The organism is Paenibacillus sp. OSY-SE (genome assembly GCF_000283315.1).
GTDB lineage: Bacteria > Bacillota > Bacilli > Paenibacillales > Paenibacillaceae > Paenibacillus_B > Paenibacillus_B profundus.
Map to the genome: position 1 here is coordinate 17,152 of NZ_ALKF01000181.1, position 24,177 is coordinate 41,328.

16 protein-coding genes are annotated in these 24,177 nt (G+C 35.7%); 14 read left to right on the forward strand and 2 right to left on the reverse strand.

What is annotated here, in order from left to right; all coding sequences use genetic code 11:
* Window positions 1–335: 335 nt before the first annotated feature.
* On the reverse strand, window positions 336–812 hold the full coding sequence (locus A372_RS0114490) for a small multi-drug export protein (RefSeq protein WP_019421583.1): 477 nt from the start codon (window positions 810–812) through the stop codon (window positions 336–338).
* A 202-nt stretch (window positions 813–1,014) separates the two neighbouring features.
* On the opposite strand from A372_RS0114490, the gene A372_RS35490 reads away from it, so the two are divergent.
* The 3 genes from A372_RS35490 to A372_RS0114505 are packed head-to-tail and all read left to right on the forward strand — an operon-like array spanning window position 1,015 to window position 4,781.
* On the forward strand, window positions 1,015–1,782 hold the full coding sequence (locus A372_RS35490) for a helix-turn-helix transcriptional regulator (RefSeq protein WP_019421584.1): 768 nt from the start codon (window positions 1,015–1,017) through the stop codon (window positions 1,780–1,782).
* A 51-nt stretch (window positions 1,783–1,833) separates the two neighbouring features.
* Window positions 1,834–2,106 carry an acyl carrier protein gene (locus A372_RS33980; RefSeq protein WP_019421585.1) on the forward strand — a complete coding sequence of 91 codons (273 nt, stop codon included), beginning with the start codon at window positions 1,834–1,836 and terminating at the stop codon, window positions 2,104–2,106.
* Between the two features lie 29 nt (window positions 2,107–2,135).
* Complete coding sequence (locus A372_RS0114505) at window positions 2,136–4,781, forward strand: alpha/beta hydrolase (RefSeq protein WP_019421586.1); 2,646 nt, start codon at window positions 2,136–2,138, stop codon at window positions 4,779–4,781.
* 204 nt (window positions 4,782–4,985) lie between these two features.
* Here the strand turns inward: A372_RS0114505 and loaP are convergent, their stop codons facing one another.
* Window positions 4,986–5,567, reverse strand: coding sequence for an antiterminator LoaP (loaP, locus tag A372_RS0114510; protein WP_019421587.1), 582 nt, complete (start codon window positions 5,565–5,567; stop codon window positions 4,986–4,988).
* 836 nt (window positions 5,568–6,403) lie between these two features.
* Here loaP and A372_RS0114515 point away from each other — a divergent pair.
* From A372_RS0114515 to A372_RS35495, 11 genes are all read left to right on the forward strand, one after another.
* Window positions 6,404–7,486, forward strand: a complete 1,083-nt coding sequence (locus tag A372_RS0114515; RefSeq protein ID WP_019421588.1) for a serine hydrolase domain-containing protein — start codon at window positions 6,404–6,406, stop codon at window positions 7,484–7,486.
* A gap of 32 nt (window positions 7,487–7,518) precedes the next feature.
* Window positions 7,519–9,135, forward strand: a complete 1,617-nt coding sequence (locus A372_RS0114520; RefSeq protein ID WP_026011075.1) for a carbamoyltransferase family protein — start codon at window positions 7,519–7,521, stop codon at window positions 9,133–9,135.
* 41 nt (window positions 9,136–9,176) lie between these two features.
* The gene (locus A372_RS0114525; RefSeq protein WP_026011076.1) at window positions 9,177–10,163 is read left to right on the forward strand and encodes an ABC transporter ATP-binding protein; all 987 of its coding nucleotides are present in this window, start codon (window positions 9,177–9,179) and stop codon (window positions 10,161–10,163) included.
* On the forward strand, window positions 10,160–10,957 hold the full coding sequence (locus A372_RS0114530) for an ABC transporter permease (RefSeq protein WP_019421591.1): 798 nt from the start codon (window positions 10,160–10,162) through the stop codon (window positions 10,955–10,957). Before A372_RS0114525 ends, A372_RS0114530 begins: the two co-directional genes overlap by 4 nt.
* 2 nt (window positions 10,958–10,959) lie before the next feature.
* Window positions 10,960–11,775, forward strand: coding sequence for an ABC transporter permease (locus A372_RS0114535; RefSeq protein WP_019421592.1), 816 nt, complete (start codon window positions 10,960–10,962; stop codon window positions 11,773–11,775).
* Window positions 11,776–11,831: 56 nt separating this feature from the next.
* Window positions 11,832–12,842 (forward strand): PLP-dependent cysteine synthase family protein, encoded by a 1,011-nt coding sequence (locus A372_RS0114540; RefSeq protein WP_019421593.1) that lies wholly within the window; start codon window positions 11,832–11,834, stop codon window positions 12,840–12,842.
* A gap of 9 nt (window positions 12,843–12,851) precedes the next feature.
* Window positions 12,852–14,084 (forward strand): ATP-grasp domain-containing protein, encoded by a 1,233-nt coding sequence (locus tag A372_RS0114545; RefSeq protein ID WP_019421594.1) that lies wholly within the window; start codon window positions 12,852–12,854, stop codon window positions 14,082–14,084.
* 108 nt (window positions 14,085–14,192) lie between these two features.
* Entirely contained in the window at window positions 14,193–15,227 is a 1,035-nt protein-coding gene (locus A372_RS0114550; RefSeq protein ID WP_019421595.1) for a GntG family PLP-dependent aldolase, read from the forward strand.
* 77 nt (window positions 15,228–15,304) lie between these two features.
* Window positions 15,305–19,102 carry a non-ribosomal peptide synthetase gene (locus tag A372_RS0114555; RefSeq protein WP_019421596.1) on the forward strand — a complete coding sequence of 1,266 codons (3,798 nt, stop codon included), beginning with the start codon at window positions 15,305–15,307 and terminating at the stop codon, window positions 19,100–19,102.
* A gap of 25 nt (window positions 19,103–19,127) precedes the next feature.
* Window positions 19,128–20,390, forward strand: coding sequence for an ACP S-malonyltransferase (gene fabD, locus A372_RS0114560; protein ID WP_019421597.1), 1,263 nt, complete (start codon window positions 19,128–19,130; stop codon window positions 20,388–20,390).
* On the forward strand, window positions 20,377–24,165 hold the full coding sequence (locus A372_RS35495) for a type I polyketide synthase (RefSeq protein WP_019421598.1): 3,789 nt from the start codon (window positions 20,377–20,379) through the stop codon (window positions 24,163–24,165). Before fabD ends, A372_RS35495 begins: the two co-directional genes overlap by 14 nt.
* Window positions 24,166–24,177 lie beyond the last annotated feature (12 nt).

The window sequence follows — 24,177 nt, forward strand, 5'->3', positions numbered from 1 at the left end:
TCAATTTGTTAGAGGGAAGACATCAAGGGAAGCAAAGCCGAAGGATAGATGATTTTTGGAGGATACAGCATACCTTGGACGGGAAGGAAAGTATTGAAACATGATGGCAGCTAGCATCATCTTATCGGCATCGAGCCTACCGTGCCGATCGTTCGAACGCTTCAGGAGCTTCGCGAAGGGCGGGACGTGTTTATGGAACAAGTGATCCAAATTATAACGCCGCGAAAAATAATCATTAGAATAGAGCGGTTCTCTGCTTGCAATCTGGGCTGGACAAAGCCCCGCCGGTGGCTCTGTGTGCCAACTGGGGTTCCAGCCACCGGCGTTTGCAAGCTTCAAGAGGTTAAATATATAACAAAATCAAAGCCGTGCACGGTGCCGAGGGTCAACACGATCGACCAGACAGCTAGGCTTACGGTCATCCATACAATGACCCATTTGCGAGGAGAGCCGAACGACAGCGCAAGTATAGTGGCAATATCTGTCCCGATGAGAATTGGAGCAAGCAGTGATAATCCGGGGACGCCGTAGCGATCCCATATTTTTTGCGCCTTTGCCCATCTCGGAGACGGCTCAATGGGTTTTCCTCGTTTTTGTCTCCACTCCTGCCACTTTTTAAATAGCAGCCCAATGAGCAGTATCGGGATTAAATTGCCGAGAAACCCGGCCACAGCAACGGGAATCGGCGATAAGCCCATTAATATGCCTAGCGGAATGACGACAAATACTTCTAACCAAGGTAAAGCGGCAAACAAAAATAAGACTCCGTATTTCCATTCATCGGGTACGGAATATAGAAACTCCATGTCCATGTCCATTCCTCCCTAATATGTTTTGATTCATTTAGAAGTATCTCTCTGAAACGGGAACGGGGTGTCATTTTTTATTGATACATTTGTATAAAAATGTACGTATTTAGTTGAGAAAAAGCAAAAAAATCCAAGTATTTCCTGGCGGAAAAGAAAACAACTTGGTAACATAATGGAAAAAAATTATTTTTGGGGGATTTAGAGCATGTTTTTTTACATTACCCACTATCTCTTATTACCACATAGTATAATAACTGTCTATCCCACTAATGAATTTTCATTGTTTTTCTTTGGTACAGAAAATGAAGTAAGCGTGAATACTGATAAGGAAACCATTCTATTGAAAAATGGAATGTTATTCACTGGATTAAAAGTACAGATTTCTAACCTCAGCAACGAAATAGTTAAAGTATATGGTGCTTCTTTTTATGTACCAAAAAATATAAATTATCATAGGGAAATGTACAAAATCTCTATACAAAATATAGAAAATAATATGGCTAGAGAAATAATGAATGAAATAAAAAAAGTTGATTTTGATAGCAGTAAAATCGAAAAGATGACTTATAAGCTCATTGACTCATGTTTTGAAAAAGAATACATCTTTCGAAATGATAATGAATTTGCTAAGAAAATAGATTCTCGATTGTTAATAGTGAATCGCTATATAAGAAAAAATTATAGTCAACCATTAACACTATCTGACTTATCAGAAATAATCGCCTGTAATCCAGTTTATTTATGTAATACTTACTCAAAGGTATTTAATACTACTCCCATGCGCTATTTGCAGACGATCCGAATGCTTAAAGCTAAAGAACTAATTCTCCATACCAATCTTAATATTTCTGATATTTCAAAAGAAATCGGTTACATTTCAAATTCGCAATTTTGTAACACTTTTAAGAAATATTATAACATGTCTCCTGGGAATTATCGTTTGAAGTTTAGGATTAATTCACATATTCAATAGTTATTAATTATAAGTGGTAAAATTCCTGCTCATAAAAAATAGGAGGATAAAATGCAAACAGAGCTTATTAGCGGTTTGGTAGATTTAAAAATTGAAATAACCATAACAAAAATTGTTGAAAAGATAATAGACAAAGTTGAGGTAAAGAGTTGTGAGAATCTTTACCAAATTGGCTTCGATTCAGTGAAAATACTTAATTTAGTAGCGAAAATAGAAGAAGCTTTCAATATTGCATTTAGTGATGATGAGCTTTTATTAGTTAATTTTAAAACTATTAATGAAATTACAGAAAAAGTTCACATTAAACTGAAAAAAAATAAATGAATGTAGTGAAAAGGAGAAAATAGGGGAAAATGAACATTAGTAGAGAATTGTTGAAGAAAATAACTGTTAATTTAGGTGAAGAAACAAGAATTACTAAGTGTCTTGCGATTGGGCCAGTAGATAATCCTCACGAGAACGATTTTTTCAATTATAACTTACAGAAGATATTTCGTAACTTGAATCAGGAGTTGCACGAAAAAACACAAGTAGAGTTTGTTAACGGGAAAGAGTATCTAGTTAAATATTTCGACAATGTAGAGAAATTTAATGGGAATTGTAGCAGACCTTCACTTGATTTTAGCGAACATGATTTAACGAGTGAGCAACGTATTTTTATTATCGCAAATATCTATAGTAGCGAAGAAAAAGAAGTAATAATAAGGCTCGGGAGAACAAACAAATTAAAGCTATGGATGAACGAAAAATTAATATATAACAAGCATTGTGAAATTTTGGAGGGGTTTTATCAACCAGTCGGATTTTCTGATACTATTCTCATAAGCACATATTTGACAAAAGGAGATAATGTAGTTGTAGTTGAATTAAATTCAGCAATGGTATCAATTAAGATAAATGAGACTGAAAAAGAATTATCAGATATAGATGGGGAAATTCTAAAAGACTATTATAACCTTACTTGTTCCAATAAAATCAATGTAATTCAACAAAAAAGCAGCTATATTGAAGAAAAAGAATGTAAATTCATGGTTATACCAAGAGATTTCATTAATTTATCCTCTGATAGTAAAATACAAATACAGCTTAAAAATAAAAACTTTATAATAGATCACTGTATATCACAATTTTACGAAACAATAAATATTGATTTGGAACAAATAAGACAGACGTGGGATGAACTTTTTATATTGTCCATGGAAATTCATTATTTAGATAAAAATTCTTTCAAGCATAAATCTGAGTTTAAAGTCCTCGTCAGAGATATTGATGAAGAAGTGGAGCGAATTAATAATTATTTTATAGAAATAAATAATCAATATAAGCTGAATAATGAGGATAAAATAAATATAGCAGGAAGAATTGCTGATTTCAAAAAAAAGTTACCCATTGAATATGAAAATACAAGACCCTGGGCTATGGAAAGAGAAGCAACGAATCTTAAAAAGATCTTTGAAATGATTGAATCAGGAAAAAAAATTATTGATTATATAAAAAAAGGAGGTATAAATCGAGTATATTTCTTATCGAATTTAGACGATAGCATGCAAAGTTATACAATTCGTGTTCCGTTTGATTATAAGGAATCTAATTCGTATCCTATAATAATCAATTTGAGAGAAGACTCTAATACAGATTTTTTAGAGTTTCATGATAAGTTCAGACATGATGATATTTTAATGGCGGAAGTTTCGACTAGAGGATTTACTCAAGGAAGTTATATAGGTGAAGCAGCAATACTTGAAGCAATACACCAAATAATAGATACTTTTAATATTAATCCAAAACAAATTAGTTTAATCGGGTATTCAACAGGAGCTTTTTCTGTTTGGGGAATGATACAAAATTATCCGGATTTGTGTTCATCAGTAGCGACAATATCCGGATTTCCTTATGAACCTAATTTGAAAAATGTCTCCAATGTACATATTTTAAATATTTCTAATGATAATGATGATCTTATAGAGAGGGCATTTATTCAGCCCAACGAAATATTAGGGGGAATAAGCGACAAATACGAAAATATTCTTTTGAGAGATGGTGATCATCTAACCTTATATATTGCTTCATATAGTAAATACTTAATCGATTGGCTTCGGAAGTTTCAACGAGATGAGCGGCCTAGAAAAATCTATTTTAGAACGGAAAGATTAAGACATAATAAAGCCTATTGGGCTGAAATAGTAGATTTTTTTGAAGATTTCGGATTAATAGAGGCAGAAATTACTGATAAAGATATTTTACTGAACCTAACAAATATAAAAGAAATGTTAATAGAACCTCCATATGGAATTGAGAATGAGAACTTCTGTATTAGAATCAGAAATGATAATTTAATTGAGGACGTTTTTAAAATTAATAATTTTAATGCGAAACTTTGTATCTATCATGAAGATGGCCACTACAAAATTAGAGAAAGCAAATCATCGTATCAAAATACTATCAAAAAAAATAAAGGTATGGGATTACTGGATATTTACATGGACAGTTTGAAGATTGTTGTCCCTAGCCATTATGAGAATGAAGAAATAAGAATAGCTATAAATAAAACAGCAAGTAAATTGGCCAAAATAAATACCTTATCAGTAAAACCATCCATACAAGTAAATTACCCTATAGTAACAGAGAAAGAAGTTTCTGATTCTGATACAAGCAACTTAATTTTAATTAGCGCAGAGGATACTAGAATTAGTATTTATAATAACGCTTTGCCTTTTGAATTATATAAAGAGGGTTTCTATTATAATAATCATTTTGTAGAGGGTCAATATTGTATATTGTTTATTACTTATAGTAATCAACTTAATAAAAATAAGAAGATTATGGTGATACATACCAATCAGTATGGATTGCTCGAAAAGAATTTGTTTTTGAGAAAAATAATAATGCCTAGTTATTCTAACGGACTACACCCATACTTAAATAACGAGGCACTCATTTTTTGCAATAATAAATACTATGTAATTGATTGTATAGGGAATGAAATCAAAAAATTGTAAGATTATAGTGTGCAATAAGAAAAAAAGACGTTATTTTCTTAGTAATTGAACGAAATGTATTTCAACTAGTCAATGAACTAAAGCGGCTAATTCTCAGTGCTTCAGCAGAGAATGCCGCTTATTTTAAAAGCTAGTTTCTAGTCTGGGAGCAGCAAAATATGGCAGTAACCGTTCTTCCGTGCAGGATTGCTTGGTACAGGAAAATTATGTGGATAGATGTTTTAACATAATCACACCTACATCTACTAATTTAGAAGTATCAAAAAAATTAAGTAATATTTTAGCTCTGCCTTTACGTTTATCTAGTTTTTTGATGATTGCTTCATTTCCGACTAGTGGTCCAGATTTGACAAATACTTTTGAATTTACTGTAAAAACCTCAGAGTAATCAATTACTCCATCCCCGTTAATTAAATTTAATATCAAGGAGATATCTTCTTTTTTTAGTTCCTTGAAATATTGTTCTTCAACGTTTGAATTTTTATAAAATTTTATACTGTAGTAGTTTTTTAATTCATCATATTTGTTATTTCTGTAATTCAATAAACTATAGACTTTGGGAATTTCTTTGATTTTGTAATATGTTTCAAAATTCATCTCTGTATTAATTAGAATATATCCTGGGAATAATAACTTTGTTGTATCGTAGTTTAGACCCTTGTGTCTTTCTGAAACCCGTCTTTTTGGAACAATGCAATGAAGTTTATCTTTATCAAATCTATTTGATAACATCTCTCTTACCATGTCTTCCTTACCTGTTTCTACGAAAAGCACATACCATTTCATCTATGGCCCTCCTAGATAGTTACTCAAGAAATATCAAAAAATCGTAAGGAGAATTAGCTAATTGCCCAAATGAGCTGAAGTTCTTATCATATTAAATTTGATTATTAAGTTAAATTTGAAATTATAATTACATTAATGAGTTGTGTTAACGTTGATTTTTTGATTATCTCTTTAAGTTGGTGAAACTGACGTGCTTCAACTCATCTGGCATATAAAAATTTTTATAGCGCTTTCAATTGTTGCAAAGTGAACTAGATTAGGAATGCAATTAAAATGTTAACTTGTTCGAAAAAGTTCTTGAAATTATACTATCTGTATGTGTGATATAGAACAAGATTGATATAGTAATGATAAGCAATATATTAGTATATGAACAATAACTAATATTAAATAAACTAATTCTGGATACAGGTATAGATTGAATTTTTATAAAATTACTAACTTTAGTTCGAAAAAATTGTCGTTTATCAATTATGTAAAACGAATAAAGGGCCTCACTTTTGTTAAGTAAAGTTCGATTCAATAGTCCTTTTAGCAGTTTTTGTATTGTAATATTTTGATATAGGTAGTATAATGAAATTAATAATTTTATGATAAATATTGACACTAATCGATGTTTCGGCTCGTTAGTTCGGCTCGTTAGTTAATAAAGAATTAGTATTTGATAAATAATGCAGTTTTATTTGTGGACTGCATTATTTTGTGGTGGAATTTTTTGGAGATACGCTTATGAGTGCTCGAAGCTCATAAGCGTATCTCCCTTTTTATGTAATTTTAAATTGTTAGCTAATGAACCAATTGTACATTGAAAAAAGAAGAGATGGAGCCAAATTACAATGAGCAGCAATTTGCAAGAAAAATTAAATGATTTAGTTCCAAATTTAATGAAGAAATATAGGGTTGCTGGTTGTTCCCTTTCATTAATCTGGGGGGATAGAGTTAATATTACTAACTTCGGTTACAAGTGTAGCAGAAAAAAAATCAAAGTAAACGATGGGACTCAATTTCAAATTGCTTCTATATCCAAAGCTTTATCAGCTTTGGGATTGTTAAAATTATATCAAAAGGGTTTAGTTGATTTAGATATGCCAATATCTGTTTATATTACTCGTTGGAAATTTCCGAAAACAAAATATGACTGTTCGAAGGTTACACTAAGAAATGTCTTATGCCATACTTCGGGGCTTGGCGTTCCTCATTACTTTGGTATACATCCAGATAAACCATTGCATTCTATAGAAGAATCTTTGGATGGAAGGAGGTTTTTAAAAAAGGGTTTAAGCCTTGAATATCCCCCAGGGGAAAAATTTTTTTATTCTGGCGGGGGGTATACATTATTACAACTGGTTATTGAGGAGGTTACAGGTAAAAGCTTTTCCGAGTATATGAAAGAAGAAATTTTTACCCCTTTTGGCATGGAACAAAGCGGATATTTTGCGACTGAAAATACTTCTAAGTCATACTTTTTTGGTTCCTTTGAATTACCATGCTATAAGTTTACAGAGAAGGCAGCTGCTGGCCTATTTAGTACAACAGGCGATCTATCCAAATATGTTGTGGCTCATCTCAATCACATAGACGAGTGCATAGGAGGACTCCGAAGGAACATTATTCACTCCATGCAAAATCGGGTCTACCGCCAATTTCCCTATGGGCTAGGGATGCAAGTTAACGTGTTGCCAAACGGTCATAAGCTTTTTATGCATAGGGGGATCAATATAGGGTGGAGTGCAAGAATTATGGCAATACCGAAAGAGCAAGTGGGTATTGTTCTCTTAACGAATAGTACAACAGGGGAGAAACTAATATCTCAAGTTTTTTATAAATGGTTAAGTGCATTATGCGGGGAAATTCCCGGAAGTTACCATAAGAGTTTATGTATAAACAGTAGTGTATTTAGTTTGTTTAATTTTAGATGATTAATTTTCTATTGAAGAAACCGGAGGAAAAGATGAAAGTATTAGGACTTGGTGGCTCAACCCATGATTTATCAGCTAGTATAGCAATTGACGGGGATATTTTATGCGCGATTGAAGAAGAACGAATAACGAGGGTAAAACATTCAATTAATTTGGGTCTGCGTTCCTTTCGCTGCCGGGCTGGAGATTATTGTATGGAAGCAGCGGGAGTATCTATTAAAGATTTAGATTTAATTATTGGAAACGATATTTTAGATCCTAATTATTACTATAAATATAAAAATAACATTATGTTAATTAACCATCATTTATCACATGCAGCTAGCTCATATTATCTTTCTGGGTTCGATGAAGCGGCTTGTCTTGTAGTAGATGGATATGGAAGTCAAGTATCTGAAATGGATCATGAAACAACAACGATGTACCATATAAAAGGTAAAGACTTTACTCCAATAAAGAAGAGTTCAGGCCTTGTTGACAAAGAGCATGATTTGCATTTGTATTACAACTCTATAGGTGGTTTCTATTCTGTTGTCACAAAGGCGCTTGGATTCGGATTCCTGCAAGAAGGGAAAACTATGGGTTTGGCTGCATATGGTTGTGATAAATATGTGAATGAATTTTCGGAATTTTATAATTTAACCAACAATATGGATTTTATTTTTGAAAGGCGAGATCACGTAGCAATAAAGCAGTTTATATCTAATGTATTGAGCAATGAAATGGATGAAGAGAAGATTTTCTTGGAAAAAGCAAATCTGGCATATGCCTTACAGCATCATTGTGAAGTTGTTCTTATTCAACTGTGTAATGAGTTGTATAGAAAAACTAAAACAAGAAATCTTTGTATTGCGGGCGGAGTAGCACTGAATAGCGTCGCAAACTATAAAATATTACAGAATACTCCCTTTTCCAATATTTTTATACCTCCTGCTTGCGGTGATGCCGGCACTGCATTGGGGAGTGCGTTATACGGTTATTATAATATACTGAATCAAAACTATACACCTTTAAAACGACTGTTTTCTCCTTATCTTGGAAAGGCGTATACAGAACATGAAATAGACACTTCCATTTTAAAGAACAATGAGCTGATTCATGCTGAAAAACCGTTTGATTTAAATTTGGAAGTTGCCAAACTCCTTTCTAATGGAAATATAATTGGTTATTTTCACGGTAAATCGGAAATTGGTCCGAGAGCATTAGGAAATAGAAGTATTTTAGCTGATGCCCGTAATCCGGATATGAAAAATACCATCAATAGAAGAATTAAACATAGAGAAATTTTCCGGCCATTTGCACCAATTATACTAGAAGAAAAGCAAGAATTATACTTTGCCATGAAGCATCCTTCATACTATATGTTATTTGTCCCACCTGTTTTAGAGCATTGCAGAAGTGAACTTCCATCTGTTACCCATTATGATGGCACAGGCCGGGTGCAGACTATTAATAAAAATATCAATCCAAATCTTCATGATCTATTAACTAAATTCGAATCTTTGACAGGTACACCTGTACTTTTAAATACCTCCTTTAACGATAATAATGAACCAATTGTTGAATCTCCAGATAATGCATTATCCTGTTTTTTGAAAATCGATTTAGATTATTTAGTGCTTGGAGAATATCTTATTAGTAAAAAATGAAAGAGGACGTTTGATTTTGATAAGGGGCTATGAAAAATATGATGAATATAATTGAAGTTAATAAATTGAGTAAGACTTTCAGTTATTACAAAAAGCAACCTGGTTTAAAGGGAGCTTTTAAAGGTTTTTTTAGTAAACAGATAGAATGTAAAACAGCTGTAAATAAAGTGTCGTTCAATGTTGGTGAAGGTGAAATTATTGGCTTTCTTGGCCCGAATGGAGCAGGGAAAACAACAACGTTAAAAATGTTATCAGGTATCCTATTCCCATCGGATGGCGAGGCAACTGTACTGGGGCATGTGCCCTGGAAAAGAGAAACAGCCTTGAAAAAACAGATATCTTTTATAATGGGGCAAAAAAATCAATTGTGGTGGGATCTTCCGGCCAGAGAGTCTTTCATGCTGATAAAGCATATATACGATATAGATAATACAGAATATAAGCGAAATTTGGAAGAGTTGATTGAGCTAATGGAAGTCAAGGATTCACTTCACATGCAGGTGAGAAGACTGTCCTTTGGACAAAGAATGAAGATGGAATTAATTGCAGCCCTGCTGCATAGGCCGCGTGTGGTTTTCTTGGATGAACCTACCATTGGTTTGGATCTTATTTCACAAAAAAAAATAAGGAATTTTTTAAAAGACTATAATAATGAGAATAAAACAACCATCATTCTTACTAGTCATTATTTGGAGGATATACAAGAATTATGTGAAAGAAGTGTGATCATTAATCATGGAAGTGTTGTCTTTGACGGCAATCTCAATCATGTAAACGAGCTGTTCACCAAAAAAATTATAAAAGTAACTTTCTCCTCACCAATTAGAAATGATAAACTAGAAAAAATAGGGAATGTTAGATTGTTCGAGGAACAAACCGCAACACTTGAAATTAATAAAAACGAAATTAATAACTCTTTAGCAGCTTTAATGTCAGAATTCCCTGTTGAAGATATTAATATCAATGATATCCCAATTGATGAGGCTATTACATGGTTATATCAGAAGGAAGGATCGGAAGAATCATGAAAAGAAAATATCTGTATGCATTTAGATTGGGTCTATTAAGCTCAATGGAATACAAAGTTGATTTTCTTTTCAGCCTATTCGGGGCATTCCTACCAATCGTCATTCAATATTTTATGTGGAAATCGATATTTCACTCTAGTGGTGAATCTGTTGTGTTCGGATATACCTTTTCTCAAATGTTTATGTATACAGTTATTTCAGCAATAATATCAAAAATTATTTCTACAGGCATTCAATTCGAAATATCAGAGGATATTAAAAGTGGAAATCTAAGCAGTTTTTTGTACCGACCGGCATCGTACTCCATTTATAAAATCGCTTCTTATTTAGGCGGGAAAGTAGTTTATTTAACTGTATCTTTTTTTGTTATTTACATTGTGCTTTATGTATTGAACATGAGTCCAACAATGAATGGTTTTATGTTCGTTATGTTTATTGCCGCAATTATTTTTTCATTTATTCTGAACTTTTTAATTTACTATTTAATTAGCGCTTTGGCGTTCTGGTTAGAGCAGATTTGGTATTTTTATTTTGCAATGGGTTTCTTGATTAATTTGTTGAGCGGAGGAATTTTTCCTTTGGACATTTTTGGCGACGTTGTTTCTTCAATCTGTAGCTATCTGCCTTTTCAATATACTATTTTCTTCCCTGTAAATATACTAAATGGCAAGTATGGACTGAGTCAGATCTTAAGTAACATGTGCTTACAAATAATCTGGATTTTTATAGTGGGAATTTTCTCGAAATTGTTATGGACGATTGGAATGAGAAAATACAATGCAGTGGGAGGATAATTATGGGGAAGTGCGGTTCTCTAAAGACCATAATCCGATATCTATCCATATACTATATCATTGTTAGAAACTGCTTTCTGAATGAGTTGGAGTATCGAACTAATTTTATAATGCAAATATTCGCTTCTCTTGCGTCACTTTTATCTCATTTTGTATATGTTATCGTCGTATACAAATCAGGAGCCAATATTGCCGGACTTACTCCAGATCATGTTTTGTTGTTTATGGGCACGTATTTTATTTTGACAGCCGTCTATGCTTTCTTTTTTGTCAATAATTTTGTTGCTTTTCAACATCATGTAAGGCAAGGGACTTTGGACATGTACATTACGAAACCGGTCTCTTTACAGTTCATTCTTTCGGTGCGATTAATAAATATAATGGGTATATCTGATTTTATAGTTGGGGTAATAGTTGTTTGCTTTGCATGGAACAGATTAGGGATACAGGTAGATGCGGTGAATTTATTTGGATATGCGGGTTACATCATTTGTGGCGTCATTTTGACATATGCGCTGTTTATGCTTCCGCAGGTTTTAGCATTTTGGATTACTAATACAGGGAATTTGTACAACATCGGAGCTCAACTTTGGGATGCGAATATAATGCCTATGGTAATTTATAACCGAGCTATAAGGACAATTGGAACTTTTGTAATACCGGTATTTGTAATTTCCAACTTTGCTCCTCTCTATTTATTAGATAAATTGAATTTTTATGAGCTTCTATGGGGCATTTGCGTGCCTTTTCTTTTTTTGGGATTGGTAAGATACCTTTTCGTCCAAGGGTTAAAGAGTTATACAAGCGCAAGTCAATAATGGTATGACCTATGGAATTTTGAAAAATATTATCAAAAACAGGAGGGAAGGAAAAGTTGTATAGTTTAATAGATACGATAGGAAACACTCCAATCGTCAAGTTGCGTTTAAATGATTTATCTATTGGGAATGTCTTTGCGAAACTTGAATTGCAAAATTATTTTGGCATGAAAGATAGAGTTGCAAAGCATGCGATTTTAGATGCGATTCGCACGGGAGAATTACTCCCCGGAGCCCCAATTATTGAAAGTTCATCAGGTACTATGGCATGTGGGGTTGCATTGGTTGGGAGAGCTTTGGGGCATGATGTTCATATTGTCACGGATCCTCGGCTGGATAGAATTACACATTGCAAGTTAACATCCCTTGGTTGTCACGTTCATATCGTAAATAAAATGGGGAAACACGGGTGGCAAAGCGCACGTTTGGACAAACTGCGCAGCCTGATGGATAAGTTCCCTGGTGCCTACTGGCCTCGACAGTATGATAATCCAAACAATCCACTTGCTTATGAGATGTTGGCGACAGAGGTAATGGAGAGTATAGGGCACGTAGACATACTAATTGCACCTGTTGGTAGTGGGGGCTCACTGTCTGGAACTGCGAAAGCGCTTCAAAAAAACAATCCTAAACTTCGTGTGATTGCTGTGGATGCAACCGGCAGCGTTGTTTTTGGGCAACCTGATAATCCTAATCGTTTACAAAGTGGTCTCGGCAATAGTTTGATTGCTGCTAATGTTGATTTTTCAATAATCGATGAGGTTCATTGGATGAACGATGAAGAGGCCTTTGCGGCAACACTAGAACTTGCCAAATACGAACAAGTTTTTGCGGGCAATAGTTCAGGTTCAACCTATGCAGTTGCTCGGTGGATTAGCAGCCAAGTCAACGCTGATACCAATATTGTAGCTATCTTTCCCGATAGGGGGGATAGATATGTTGATACTATTTATAACGGAGATTTCCGTGCTCAACATGGCATTAACGGTTTAAAGATTCCCGTATGCCCTAATGAGGTTGCGGGAAATAGAGTTGTTCAAAGTTGGTCCTATAAAAAGCTTAGGTGATGGTGGAAAATGTGTGAAAAAAAAATTATTTTTATTGAGTCTAACACGTCAGGAACGGGAATGTTAGCTTTGGAGAAAGCAAAATCATGGGGGTTTAAACCTGTTTTTGTAACAAATGATCCTAACCGTTATAAAGGGTTGGATTCAATTCCTTGTGAGTTATATATCACGGATACAAACGATTTAGATGGATTAAAACAAATGAGTTCCATTTTCGATCCTTTGCAGATTGCAGCAGTAGTAACGACCAGCGAATTTTATTTGATTACAGCTGCGGAATTAGCCCTTCATTTGGGGCTTCCCAGCAACAATCCTCTATCTTTACAAATTTGTAGAAATAAGTATTTTACTCGTGAAAAGTTAAAGGAAGAAGGGTTTTTACAACCTGATTTTGTTGTCGTCCGTAACTTGGAAGATATTAAAACGGCTATTAACAAAATTGGTTTTCCATGTGTTGTTAAACCTGTGGACGATAGTGGTTCTAACGATGTGCTTCTTTGTTTTACTGAGGATGAAATATTTAAACATGTAGGCTTATTATTGTCAGACAAAATAAACGTTCGAGGACAACTAAAAGCGTCAGCTGTATTGATTGAAGAATATGTGAATGCTCCAGAGTACAGCGTAGAGACTCTCACCATTAACGGGGTAACAACAGTAGTTGGTATTACGGAAAAGCATACCACTTCATTCCCATATTTTGTTGAGTGCCTTCACGTTTTTCCATCGCAGCTTTCTGTAGAGGAAGAAAAAGAAATAGCACATACAGTATTGAAAGCCCTGGAAAAGATAGATATTTTAACAGGGGCTGTCCATACGGAAGTAAAGCTTACCCCACGAGGATGTTGCATTATAGAGATTAATTCCAGACTTGCGGGAGGAATGATACCAGAATTAATACGTCTCGTTACGGGTGTCGAAGTGCTTGAAAAGCATATACGTTGTTTTGCAGGCCAGTATGAGGTGGAGGATTATCGTAAAAACGGTTATGCAGCTATACACTTTATAACTCATTCGACGTCGGGTGTTTTGAGAGGTGTATCAGGAATTGAACAAGTCAAAAAAATGCCTCTTGTCAAAGACGTACATATCACATCTAAAACTGGCGAATGTATAAGAAAACCGAAAAATGCAAGCGATCGTTTAGGTTATGTGATTGTAAAAGGGAACTCATATGCTGAGACTATATTATGTGCAAAAGAAGCAGTTTCAAAAGTTGAATTGATTGTCACGAAAGAGTAGTCCCTAAATGAAGAACTGATGTTTAAAAATTGAATTTAAAAGTCACGCATGGTGTAAAAACAAATCATTATTTATGCACGCCATTAATTTATTGTGGAGGGACTAACAATGATAGAGCTTCGCAGTGATACCTTTACATTACCGTTACCTGAAATGCTGGAAACGATTCAATATGCTGTGTTAGGTGATGACGGGTACTCAGAGGATCCGACAGTGAAACAATTGGAGGAGCTTGCAGCCAGCAAATTGGGGAAAGAAGCGGGCGTTCTCTTGCCAAGCGGTGTAATGGCTAATTTGGCATCGATGATGGCTCATTGTCCGAGGGGAACGAAAGTGCTTGTGAGTAATGAATCGGATATCTATATATATGAAGCAGGTGGCGCCTCTGTATGCGGGGGATTAATTTATGAGCCAATTACAACTAGTTCGGATGGTTGTTTAGCAATTGATGAGTTGCGAAAGGCTTTTCCTTGGGATACACAGGATCCGCAGTATGCACATCCCGCTTTGATTTGCTTGGAGAATCCGCACAATCGAATGGGTGGGAAGGTGTTGCCGATTTCCTATTTACAGGAGGTACGCCAATTTGCAGATGAGAAGAAAGTGCCCATTCATATGGATGGAGCCAGAATTTTTAATGCAGCGATAGCTTTGGATATACCTGTAGAACAAATCGCGAAATTCTCTGACTCAGTACAGTTTTGTCTATCGAAGGGCCTCTCTGCACCACTCGGTTCTGTAGTTGTCGGCACGCATGTATTTGTTGAAAAAGTTCGTTGGATAAGAAAAATGTTAGGTGGCAGCATGAGACAAGCTGGTGTGATAGCTGCGCCAGGGATATATGCTCTTACCAATATGATTGATCGGCTAGAAGAAGACCATCAAAATGCCCGTCGATTTGCAAATGGTATTGCGGCCATACCAGGCATTGAAATAGACGTTTCGGAAGTGGAAACAAATATTGTAATCTTTCGCGTTTCAGAACGGCGAGTTAATTGGATAACTTTCATTGAAGAAGCACGCATTCGAGGACTACATTTGACCGAATTCGGATATGGAAGAATTAGGGCAGTTACCCATTCCGGCATCAATTCAGAAGACATTGATAGAGCAATACGTATAATCAGGGACATTCTCGCCTGATTTCAAACTCTTCTTCAAATTAAATTGCCTAGAAAATACCGGTGATTACAAGTAGTTTATGATGAAGGGAAAATACTATGAAGATAGAAAAAAGTCACGTAGAAGATATTCTTGCGTTAACCCCGATGCAAGAAGGAATGTTATTTCATTATTTAAAAAACCGGAATAAATCTGCTTACTTAGTTCAAATGAGTTATACGTTTTCGGCAATTATATTGAATATGGAATATTGCAAGCAAGCATGGGAGAAACTTACCGAGACAAATGAAATGCTGCGAACAGTGTATCGATGGGAGCAACTGGAGCATCCGGTTCAAATTATTTTAAAAAATAAACAGGTTCCCATTCATGAACATGATTTATCTCATCTTGAAAAAAATGAGCAAAAAAATGAACTCGACAGAGTTAGAGTATTGTACAGAGAGACAGGTTTGGACATTCGTACTAATCCTCTGATGATAAGTATTTGTATACTTAATAAACACGAATTCGAGATGATATTGACCTATAATCATATTATTTTGGATGGATGGAGCACGATGAATTTGATTCGAGCATTCATTCACAATTATCAACAACTCATGGGAATGAGTATATCTCAGACTCATTATAAATCGAAATACAAAGAATACTTATTATGGATTCAAAATCAAGAGGCAGATGCGCAGGAGTTATTTTGGAATGAATATTTCACAAATTTTGTTGGAAAGACGACTCTCATAAATGTGGCCCGTAAGGCAGAAGAAGTAAAAGGAATTCGAAGATTTCAATTCCAATTTCCAGAGCAGACAAAATGTCTACTTACTGAGTTTTGCAGCCATCATAAAGTGACGCCGGCTGCTATTTTTTATACAGCTTGGGGCATTTTGCTTCAGCAATATTGCAATTCTGACGACGTTCTTTTTGGAATTGTTGTTTCTGGAAGACCTCATGACATTTTAGGTGTAGAAGATATGGTTGGCCTCTTCATGAATACTTTGCCTTTGCGGGTAGTATCAGTAACCAATGAAACCATGATTGAGGCAGTGAACCGGGTAAACAGACAGTTAATTCAACGTGAGAATATGAACTATACTTCTCTTTCAAATATTAAGAGAAAGATCGGGCTTACACCGATGGATGAACTGTTTGATTCATTATTAATTGTGGAAAACTATCCGTTGCATGAAGAAATGGTATCTGGACAAGATAATATAATGAAAATCGTTGATCACAAGGCATATGAGAACATTCATTATCCTTTGACTATTGAAATAACCGTGTGGAAAGAACTAACCGTTAATTTTATGTATAATCCTGAACTTTTGAATTCAGAAACCATTAAACAGTTTTCTAGCCATTTTGCCAATATCGTTAATTCTATTTTAGCAAATCCTTATAATAAGCGCATCGATGTTGAAATGTTGGATGAGTTTGAAAAGCATGAACTTGTTTATACTTTAAACGAAACATCGGTTAATTTTGAAAAGGGACAAACAATTCATTCGCAGTTTATGAATAGTGTTGAACGGAATCCCAATAAGGTGGCAGTTGTTTGTAACCAGAAAAGTTACACATTCTATAAATTAAATGAAATGGCGGATTGCTTTGCTGCTTATTTGACTGATTTTGAGGGAGTAAGAGCAACTGATTTAGTAGGTATTTATATGGATAAAACCTGCGATATGATAGTTGCTCTATTATCCGTTCTGAAAATAGGCGGAACATATGTGCCTGTTTCTAAAGACCTTCCCCTGCAGCGGATTACTCAAATTTTCGAAGAGAGCAAGATGGCATTCATCATCTATGATAAAAGCCCGCAATTTGATTTGGATTCGTTAAAGTTAAGAAAGATCTCGATAGATACAATAATGAAATTAAAGAGCAATAAAGTGGAAGTACAAACAGAAGGTCAATTATCAGATACAAATCTAGCTTATGTAATATTTACTTCGGGTTCGACAGGAAAACCGAAAGGAGTTATGGTCACACATCGAAATGTTGTTAATTTTTTTGCAGGAATGGATCGATGTCTGAAATTGGAGGGAGATGACGTTATGCTATCTGTAACGAATATTTCCTTTGATATTTCGGTTTTGGAGATTTTTTGGACCTTAACCAGAGGAATAACAGTGATTTTAAAGCCAGATGGAAAAGAATACTTGGACAATTATGATCGGTATCTTTCTGGAGTATCTCCCCATAAGTTGGAATTCAATCAACCTATTACTATAATGCAGAGTACCCCTTCCAGATTAAAAATGTTACTTGATGATAAGAACTCAAGGAGATTTTTGGGGTCGCTTAAAGTGTTATTAGTCGGGGGAGAGGCTTTCTCGCTCAATTTGGGAAAAGACCTTCAAAATGTCACCAAAGCGAGAATCTTTAATTTATATGGCCCTACAGAGACAACTATATGGTCTACCTGTTATGAGCTTCCTCCAAATATCACGGAGCTTTCTGTCGGAAAACCAATTGCTAATACACAGATTTTTTTATTGAATGACAATCTAAAGCTGGTTCCTAAAGGGGTTACAGGTGAAATTTTTATCGGCGGTGAGGGTGTAGCGAAGGGGTATCTCAATAATGACAAGTTAACAGAAGAAAGGTTTATTGCAAATATTATTAATTACAATCCCGAAACACGCCTATATAGAACTGGTGATTTGGGCAGATACAATCTGGATGGGACAATAGAGGTGCTTGGAAGAAAAGATGATCAGATTAAATTTCACGGTTATCGAATAGAACTTGGCGAAATTGAAACGATCCTTAGCACCTATTCCCCGATTACACAAGTGGTTGTTGTTCCTTACAGCAGCGAGTCAAGTAATCAAAGTCTGATAGCTTATTATTTATCAACTGAAAAACTTGATTCGAATAAGCTGATATACTATGCTAGGTCAACTTTACCCGAATATATGGTTCCTGTTGCTTTTATAAAATTGGAAGAAATCCCACTTACACCTAATGGGAAAATTGATCGTCAGAAACTTCGTGAAATAAAACCGGTAATTGAAACTAAGAACCATTTAGCCCCACGTAATGTTGTGGAAGCCCAATTAGTCGAATATTGGAAAATGTTATTGGGTATAGAAAATATTGGTGTTGATGATAATATCTTTGACATGGGGGGGAATTCCAGCCTCCTTGTTCAATTTTATGGGAAAATTGACGCTTCTTATCCAGGGCAAATCTCGATATCCGATATTTTTACATATCCATCAATATCAAGGTTGGCCGAATATCTAAATCATAAGCTCGAAAGAGAATACGGGGAAAGTGAACGTTTGTCAAGTGTTTTTCCGGACTCCTTTTATACGAAAAAGGACATTCCATATGAAAAAACAACTTTTCATACCCAGCTAGCAGGTACTAGATTAAAGCAAATCCAGCAATACCATGAAAATTTTGGAACACCATTTTTTGAGATATTCATTTCCGCTTTCTTTTATTCTTTATGGGAGGAACTGGACTCAAATCTGCTGAGCACTTATACGATGCTTCACAAACCGAATATGCTAAAGCATATCCTCATAGATATGGAGCAAATTAACGGGGACAAAATTTTGGAATTTATTCAAAGTGTAGGTTTAAAGCATGCAGCAGCGAAATGGATAAATATTACTGACTTAAGCTCTCCATCAAAATTATACCCCGTTAAAAATAGTGATAGTAAAGGGCCTATATTAACTCTGATCGGTAATAATAAACTTGCAACAAACGGAAACAATCTTTTAGAAATATTCGATTTATTGATCGACATCCAAGATTATGATGAGTATATCGAAGTATTTCTAGAGTTTAATAGTGCCCTTTTGGAGAAAGAGACTATTCGCACATGGTTCAATCGAATACTTCAGATTACTCAATTCATTTATAGAAGTTTGAACTAAAAACTACAAGAAAGGAGAGGGGTTAATGAGGAAAATTGCATTGGTTTTTCCAGGTCAAGGGTCCCAATATTTAGGGATGGGAGAAAAGATGTATCATAATCATGAAATAGTAAAACGTACCTTTGAGGAAGCATCAGATATTTTACAGCTCAATTTAAAAAAACTGTGTTTTGGTGATAGTCCGGAAATAAACCTTACTTCGAATACGCAACCTGCAATTTTAACGGTAAGTGTTGCTTATTATCGTTATTTGACACAATTATATGATATTACTCCTTCATTTTTGGCGGGACACAGCCTGGGGGAAATATCAGCTCTAACCTGCAGCAATGCGATTCACTTTGAGGATGCATTACGGATAGTGAGGCGAAGAGGACTCCTTATGCAGGAGGCTGATGCTGGTGGAACTATGGCTTCCATACATGGAATGCCAAGCGATGTACTTTTGGAAATTTGCCAGGAATCATCAACAGACACTGAAATAGTGATTTTATCCAATTATAATTCCTTGCAACAGTCCGTTATATCTGGACATCATGCTGCCGTTTCAAGAGCTTTAAACCAAGTTAGCGGCCGGGGATTTTCAGCCACTCCTCTCTCGGTAAGTTCAGCTTTTCACAGTCCAATGATGAGACAAGCGGCCGAAAAATTCAGGAGTGAGCTCGAAAACCATACTTATCTACCGATAAAATATCCGGTTCTTTCTAATGTCAGCGGCTTTCCTTATCTTGGAGCCGAAAGTATTGCAGGGAATTTATTCCAACAAATGACAGAGCCTGTTCAGTGGTTAGATATTATGAATTATTTAATCCGCCACCAAATAGATACTATTATTGAAATCGGTCCTAAGAGCACATTGAAAAACCTGTTCTTGAGTCACGCTCCTTCACTTATATCACTGTCAATAGATATGGAAACAGATCGCGATAGCTTAGCGAGGATACTTAGAAGCAAGAGGGGGTATGAGTTATCATTTCTAGATTTATGTATGACATTGATTGTAACGACAAGAAATAATAATTGGGACCAGAATGAATATGAGTCAGGGGTTGCAATTCCATATAAGAGATTGCTTTCCATGCAGGGGGACGCGGGATATAATAGGGAAAATTTATCTGATGCCCAATACTGCGACTTATTGGATACAGTTATTTCAATTTTAACGACCAAAAAAGTACCCGTTTCTGAACAGAAGCAAAGGATACAGGAGATTGCTTTAATCACTGGAACGGAGCGTTTGCTTTCTAATTCCGATTATTTATGGAGTGATATTATTGAAAAAAAATAAGTTTCAGTTTATGACGGATAAAGCTCTCGATGATGATATTTCTATACAAGAAATTACTCCAAATAACTTTGCAATTATCGGTTTATCAATTAAATTTCCCGGGGCCGATTCATTGGAAGAATTCTGGAGTATTTTGAAGCATGGTATAGACTGCGTAGATGTGCTATCTCACTCTAGGCAGAGTGACTTGCTTTCATATTTAGAGTTTACGAAAAACAAACACAAATTAAATACATCTCTACAGGGAGCGTATTTAAAAAATATTAAGATGTTCGATCATTCTTTCTTTGGCATTTCTCACAATGAGGCTTCATTAATGGATCCTAATCACAGATTGTTTTTAGAAACAGCATGGTCTGCTATTGAGGATGCTGGATATGGCGGGGGCAAAATAAAGGCGACGAATACAGGAACTTTCGTAGCTTTTCATAGCAATTTATCCAATAAATATGCGGATATGATTGCAAATGTATCCCCGGAATCGTTGCCCATTGCGCTTACGGGTAATGTGGCAGGAATTATACCGGGAAGAATAGCATATTTATTAGATTTAAAAGGTCCCTCCATGTTGATAGATACTACCTGCTCTTCTTCCCTTGTTGCTTTACATACGGCTTGCCAGTCTATACGATCCGGAGATTGCAAAATGGCAATAGTGGGCGGCACTCATGTCGATGTTATGCCTGGAGTCGGAAAAGTAGAGATCGGCATTGAATCCTCTGATGGACGAACTAAAACGTTTGATGAAAGCTCGGACGGTACCGGCTCCGGTGAGGGAGTAGCCGCGTTCGTCATAAAATCATTGCCAGACGCCAAAAGAGATGGTGACCACATTTATGCCATTATTCGTGGTAGCGCTATCAACCATGATGGAGCCTCTATCAGCTTGACAGCACCGAATGGCCACTCGCAGGTAGAGGTTCTCACGAAGGCATGGAATAATGCCCGCATACATCCTGAAACATTGTCCTATTTCGAAGCTCACGGGACGGGGACAAAGCTGGGAGATCCTATAGAAGTAGAGAGTTTAACGAAGGCATTTCGAAAATATACAGAAAAGAACCAGTTTTGTGGCATCGGTTCAGTGAAATCCAATATAGGGCATCTCGACACTGTAGCAGGGTTTGCAGGATTAGTAAAATGCATATTAGCGTTACAGCACGGGGAAATTCCCCCGACCCTTCATTTTCAAGTACCAAATTCAAAAATAAAATTTGAAAACTCCCCTGTGTATGTAGTAGACAGGCTTACTAAGTGGGAAGATGATAATTCGCCCAGAAGATGCGGGATAAGTGCATTTGGTCTAGGGGGAACAAACAGCCATATTGTTCTTGAGGAGTCTTTGAATAACACGAATAATAAACCCTTGACAAGCGGCCCGCATATTTTAGCTATATCGGCTAAAAGTCGCGAGTCATTAATTGCATATATTGAAAAATATGCAGATTTTATTACATTATCTCATCCTGTTAATATTGCTGATTTATGTTACACAGCAAATTGCAGGAGAGACCATTACCGGTACCGCTGGGCTGTGGCTTTCAATGATGTGGAGGAATTGTGCATTAATATTCAGAATACTTTGAAAGCAAAGTCGGCAATCTTGAGCGATACAAGCTCTGCTTCTAATGGGAGTGATTTGACCTATTGTGATGATATTTCCTTGCTCTTTAATAATTTTGAAAGCCAGTCTAAAGAAAAAAAATATGAAATTCTAAAAAAAATCGCAAGTACTTACGTGGCCGGCAGCCCGGTTCCTTGGGAAGAATTATACAGAAAGGGCCACTATGCTGTCACGCATGTCCCAACTTACCCTTTTGAAAGGAAGAGTTGCTGGCTGGATATCTCTTCAAATCAACAGGGAAACGAATTGAAAGACTGCTTCTATCAAATGTGTTGGAAGCAGTCTAAATTGCCAAATAACTTTAAAAAGGAAGATATATCTGATACAATTGCTGTTTTTTCGGATGCCTCATCTCATGCAAATTTATTTGTAAACTCACTCCGTAAATCAAATAGATCCGTGCTTGAGATTTTCTTTGGCGAAAGATTTGAAATAGATGAGCGCAAAGTATTTATTCGCGAAAGCCAGGAAGATATGAATGATCTCCTTTATCATTTAAAGGAGATGAATGTAACAAAATTTGTTTTTTCTCGCTTTAATCATCACAAAATTTTATCCAGCAGTGCGGACGTGTGTCGATATTTGGAACAGAGTGTTCTCTCCGTAGTACGCTTTTTAAAATCAGTCGTGAATTGCAGATGGAATCAAGTTATAAACTTGTTTTTCTTGGTTCAGGAAGTAAATCGCATCTTACCAGAAGATAATATCATGCCGGAGGGCGCAGAATTAATTGGTCTAGGAAAATCAATTTCAAGTGAGTTCAGTCAAATTCGTTGCAGAAGCATTGATATAGACAATAGAACTGATATGGAAACGGTAATAGCAGAATTATTTTCACATAGTTACGAATATTTAGTCGGGTATCGCTGCAATAAAAGGTACGTAGAAATGTTGGAGCACATCAATCGTGGGAGTGAGCAAGAGAAACCATTACTTCTATCTGATAATGGTGTATATATCATTACAGGCGGTACTGGAGGTATCGCCTTGGAAATGGCACATTTTTTGGCGCAACAAAATGGTCAAATCCATTTAGCACTTCTAAGTCGAAGCTCACTTCCAGCACGCAATCAATGGAAAAACCTTATGGCAGATGAAACCGATAACGGATTAGTTCAAAAATTGAGAAAAATAATATCGATAGAGCAGTGTGGAGCTACTGTTGAAACATTCGGCGTCAATGTAAATGATGAAGAAAAAATGAATGATGTCTTTCGGAAATTGAGAGGGAAGTATGGGGCTATTCGTGGCATTATTCATGCAGCAGGGGTTGCTGGTGAAGGATATCTGGCAAATAAATCATTGCAAGCTATATACGAGGTGCTGTCCCCTAAAATTGTGGGCACCCGCATTTTGCATCATTTGACCAAAGATGATAACCTTGATTTTTTTATTTTGATGTCTTCTGTCAACAGTCTTATCGGGCAACTTGGTCAATGTGATTACTCTTCTGGAAACGCTTACTTAGATGCTTTTTCAGAATACCGCAGCCAAAGTTCATTGAAAACGATTGCTATTAACTGGCCTGCATGGAGAGAAACCGGAATGGCTTATAATTACGGCGTGGATTTTGATAACCTGCCATTTAAAGCTTTGTTACCGAAAACAGCCGTAAATTTATTTCAAGCGATTATGACATTGGAATTGCCTAGGGTAATAGTTGGCGAGTTTAATGAACATTCATCATTCTTTAAAAATTTTAACAATGAACAAATTAAAGTGTCACCAGAAATAGAGAATGTTATAAATTCAGTAAGATCATCGATACAGAGGGCAGATCAAAGAGAGACCCCAAGACTTTCACAAAATGGCGTGCAGGATACGTTAACGGCAATATGGAGGGGGTTATTGGGCGAGCGAAATTTTGCATGGGACGATAACTTCTTTGAAATTGGCGGGAATTCTATCATGGTCATCAACATGGCAAAAAGGATAGATGAAATCTATCCGGGAGCTGTTAGTGCGGTTGATATTTTTTCCTATCCAACGATTAACGAATTGAGTACGTTTATAATGAAAAATCAAGATAAAGATTGCACACAAAAGACGGATGAAAATTTGAGTGTAGATGTAATTTCTCTTCTGGACGAAGTTGAAAATGGGGAGATAAGCCTCGAGCATGCTTTAAAAAAAATAAGAGATATGGGGTGACAGCGTGAATAG

What these genes read in the sequence shown, in the direction of transcription:
- A372_RS0114490 (WP_019421583.1), bottom strand. Translation starts at nt 812, where the DNA reads ATGGACATGGAGTTTCTATATTCCGTACCCGATGAATGGAAATACGGA.
- A372_RS35490 (WP_019421584.1), top strand. Translation starts at nt 1,015, where the DNA reads ATGTTTTTTTACATTACCCACTATCTCTTATTACCACATAGTATAATA.
- A372_RS33980 (WP_019421585.1), top strand. Translation starts at nt 1,834, where the DNA reads ATGCAAACAGAGCTTATTAGCGGTTTGGTAGATTTAAAAATTGAAATA.
- A372_RS0114505 (WP_019421586.1), top strand. Translation starts at nt 2,136, where the DNA reads ATGAACATTAGTAGAGAATTGTTGAAGAAAATAACTGTTAATTTAGGT.
- loaP (WP_019421587.1), bottom strand. Translation starts at nt 5,567, where the DNA reads ATGAAATGGTATGTGCTTTTCGTAGAAACAGGTAAGGAAGACATGGTA.
- A372_RS0114515 (WP_019421588.1), top strand. Translation starts at nt 6,404, where the DNA reads ATGAGCAGCAATTTGCAAGAAAAATTAAATGATTTAGTTCCAAATTTA.
- A372_RS0114520 (WP_026011075.1), top strand. Translation starts at nt 7,519, where the DNA reads ATGAAAGTATTAGGACTTGGTGGCTCAACCCATGATTTATCAGCTAGT.
- A372_RS0114525 (WP_026011076.1), top strand. Translation starts at nt 9,177, where the DNA reads ATGAATATAATTGAAGTTAATAAATTGAGTAAGACTTTCAGTTATTAC.
- A372_RS0114530 (WP_019421591.1), top strand. Translation starts at nt 10,160, where the DNA reads ATGAAAAGAAAATATCTGTATGCATTTAGATTGGGTCTATTAAGCTCA.
- A372_RS0114535 (WP_019421592.1), top strand. Translation starts at nt 10,960, where the DNA reads ATGGGGAAGTGCGGTTCTCTAAAGACCATAATCCGATATCTATCCATA.
- A372_RS0114545 (WP_019421594.1), top strand. Translation starts at nt 12,852, where the DNA reads ATGTGTGAAAAAAAAATTATTTTTATTGAGTCTAACACGTCAGGAACG.
- A372_RS0114550 (WP_019421595.1), top strand. Translation starts at nt 14,193, where the DNA reads ATGATAGAGCTTCGCAGTGATACCTTTACATTACCGTTACCTGAAATG.
- A372_RS0114555 (WP_019421596.1), top strand. Translation starts at nt 15,305, where the DNA reads ATGAAGATAGAAAAAAGTCACGTAGAAGATATTCTTGCGTTAACCCCG.
- fabD (WP_019421597.1), top strand. Translation starts at nt 19,128, where the DNA reads ATGAGGAAAATTGCATTGGTTTTTCCAGGTCAAGGGTCCCAATATTTA.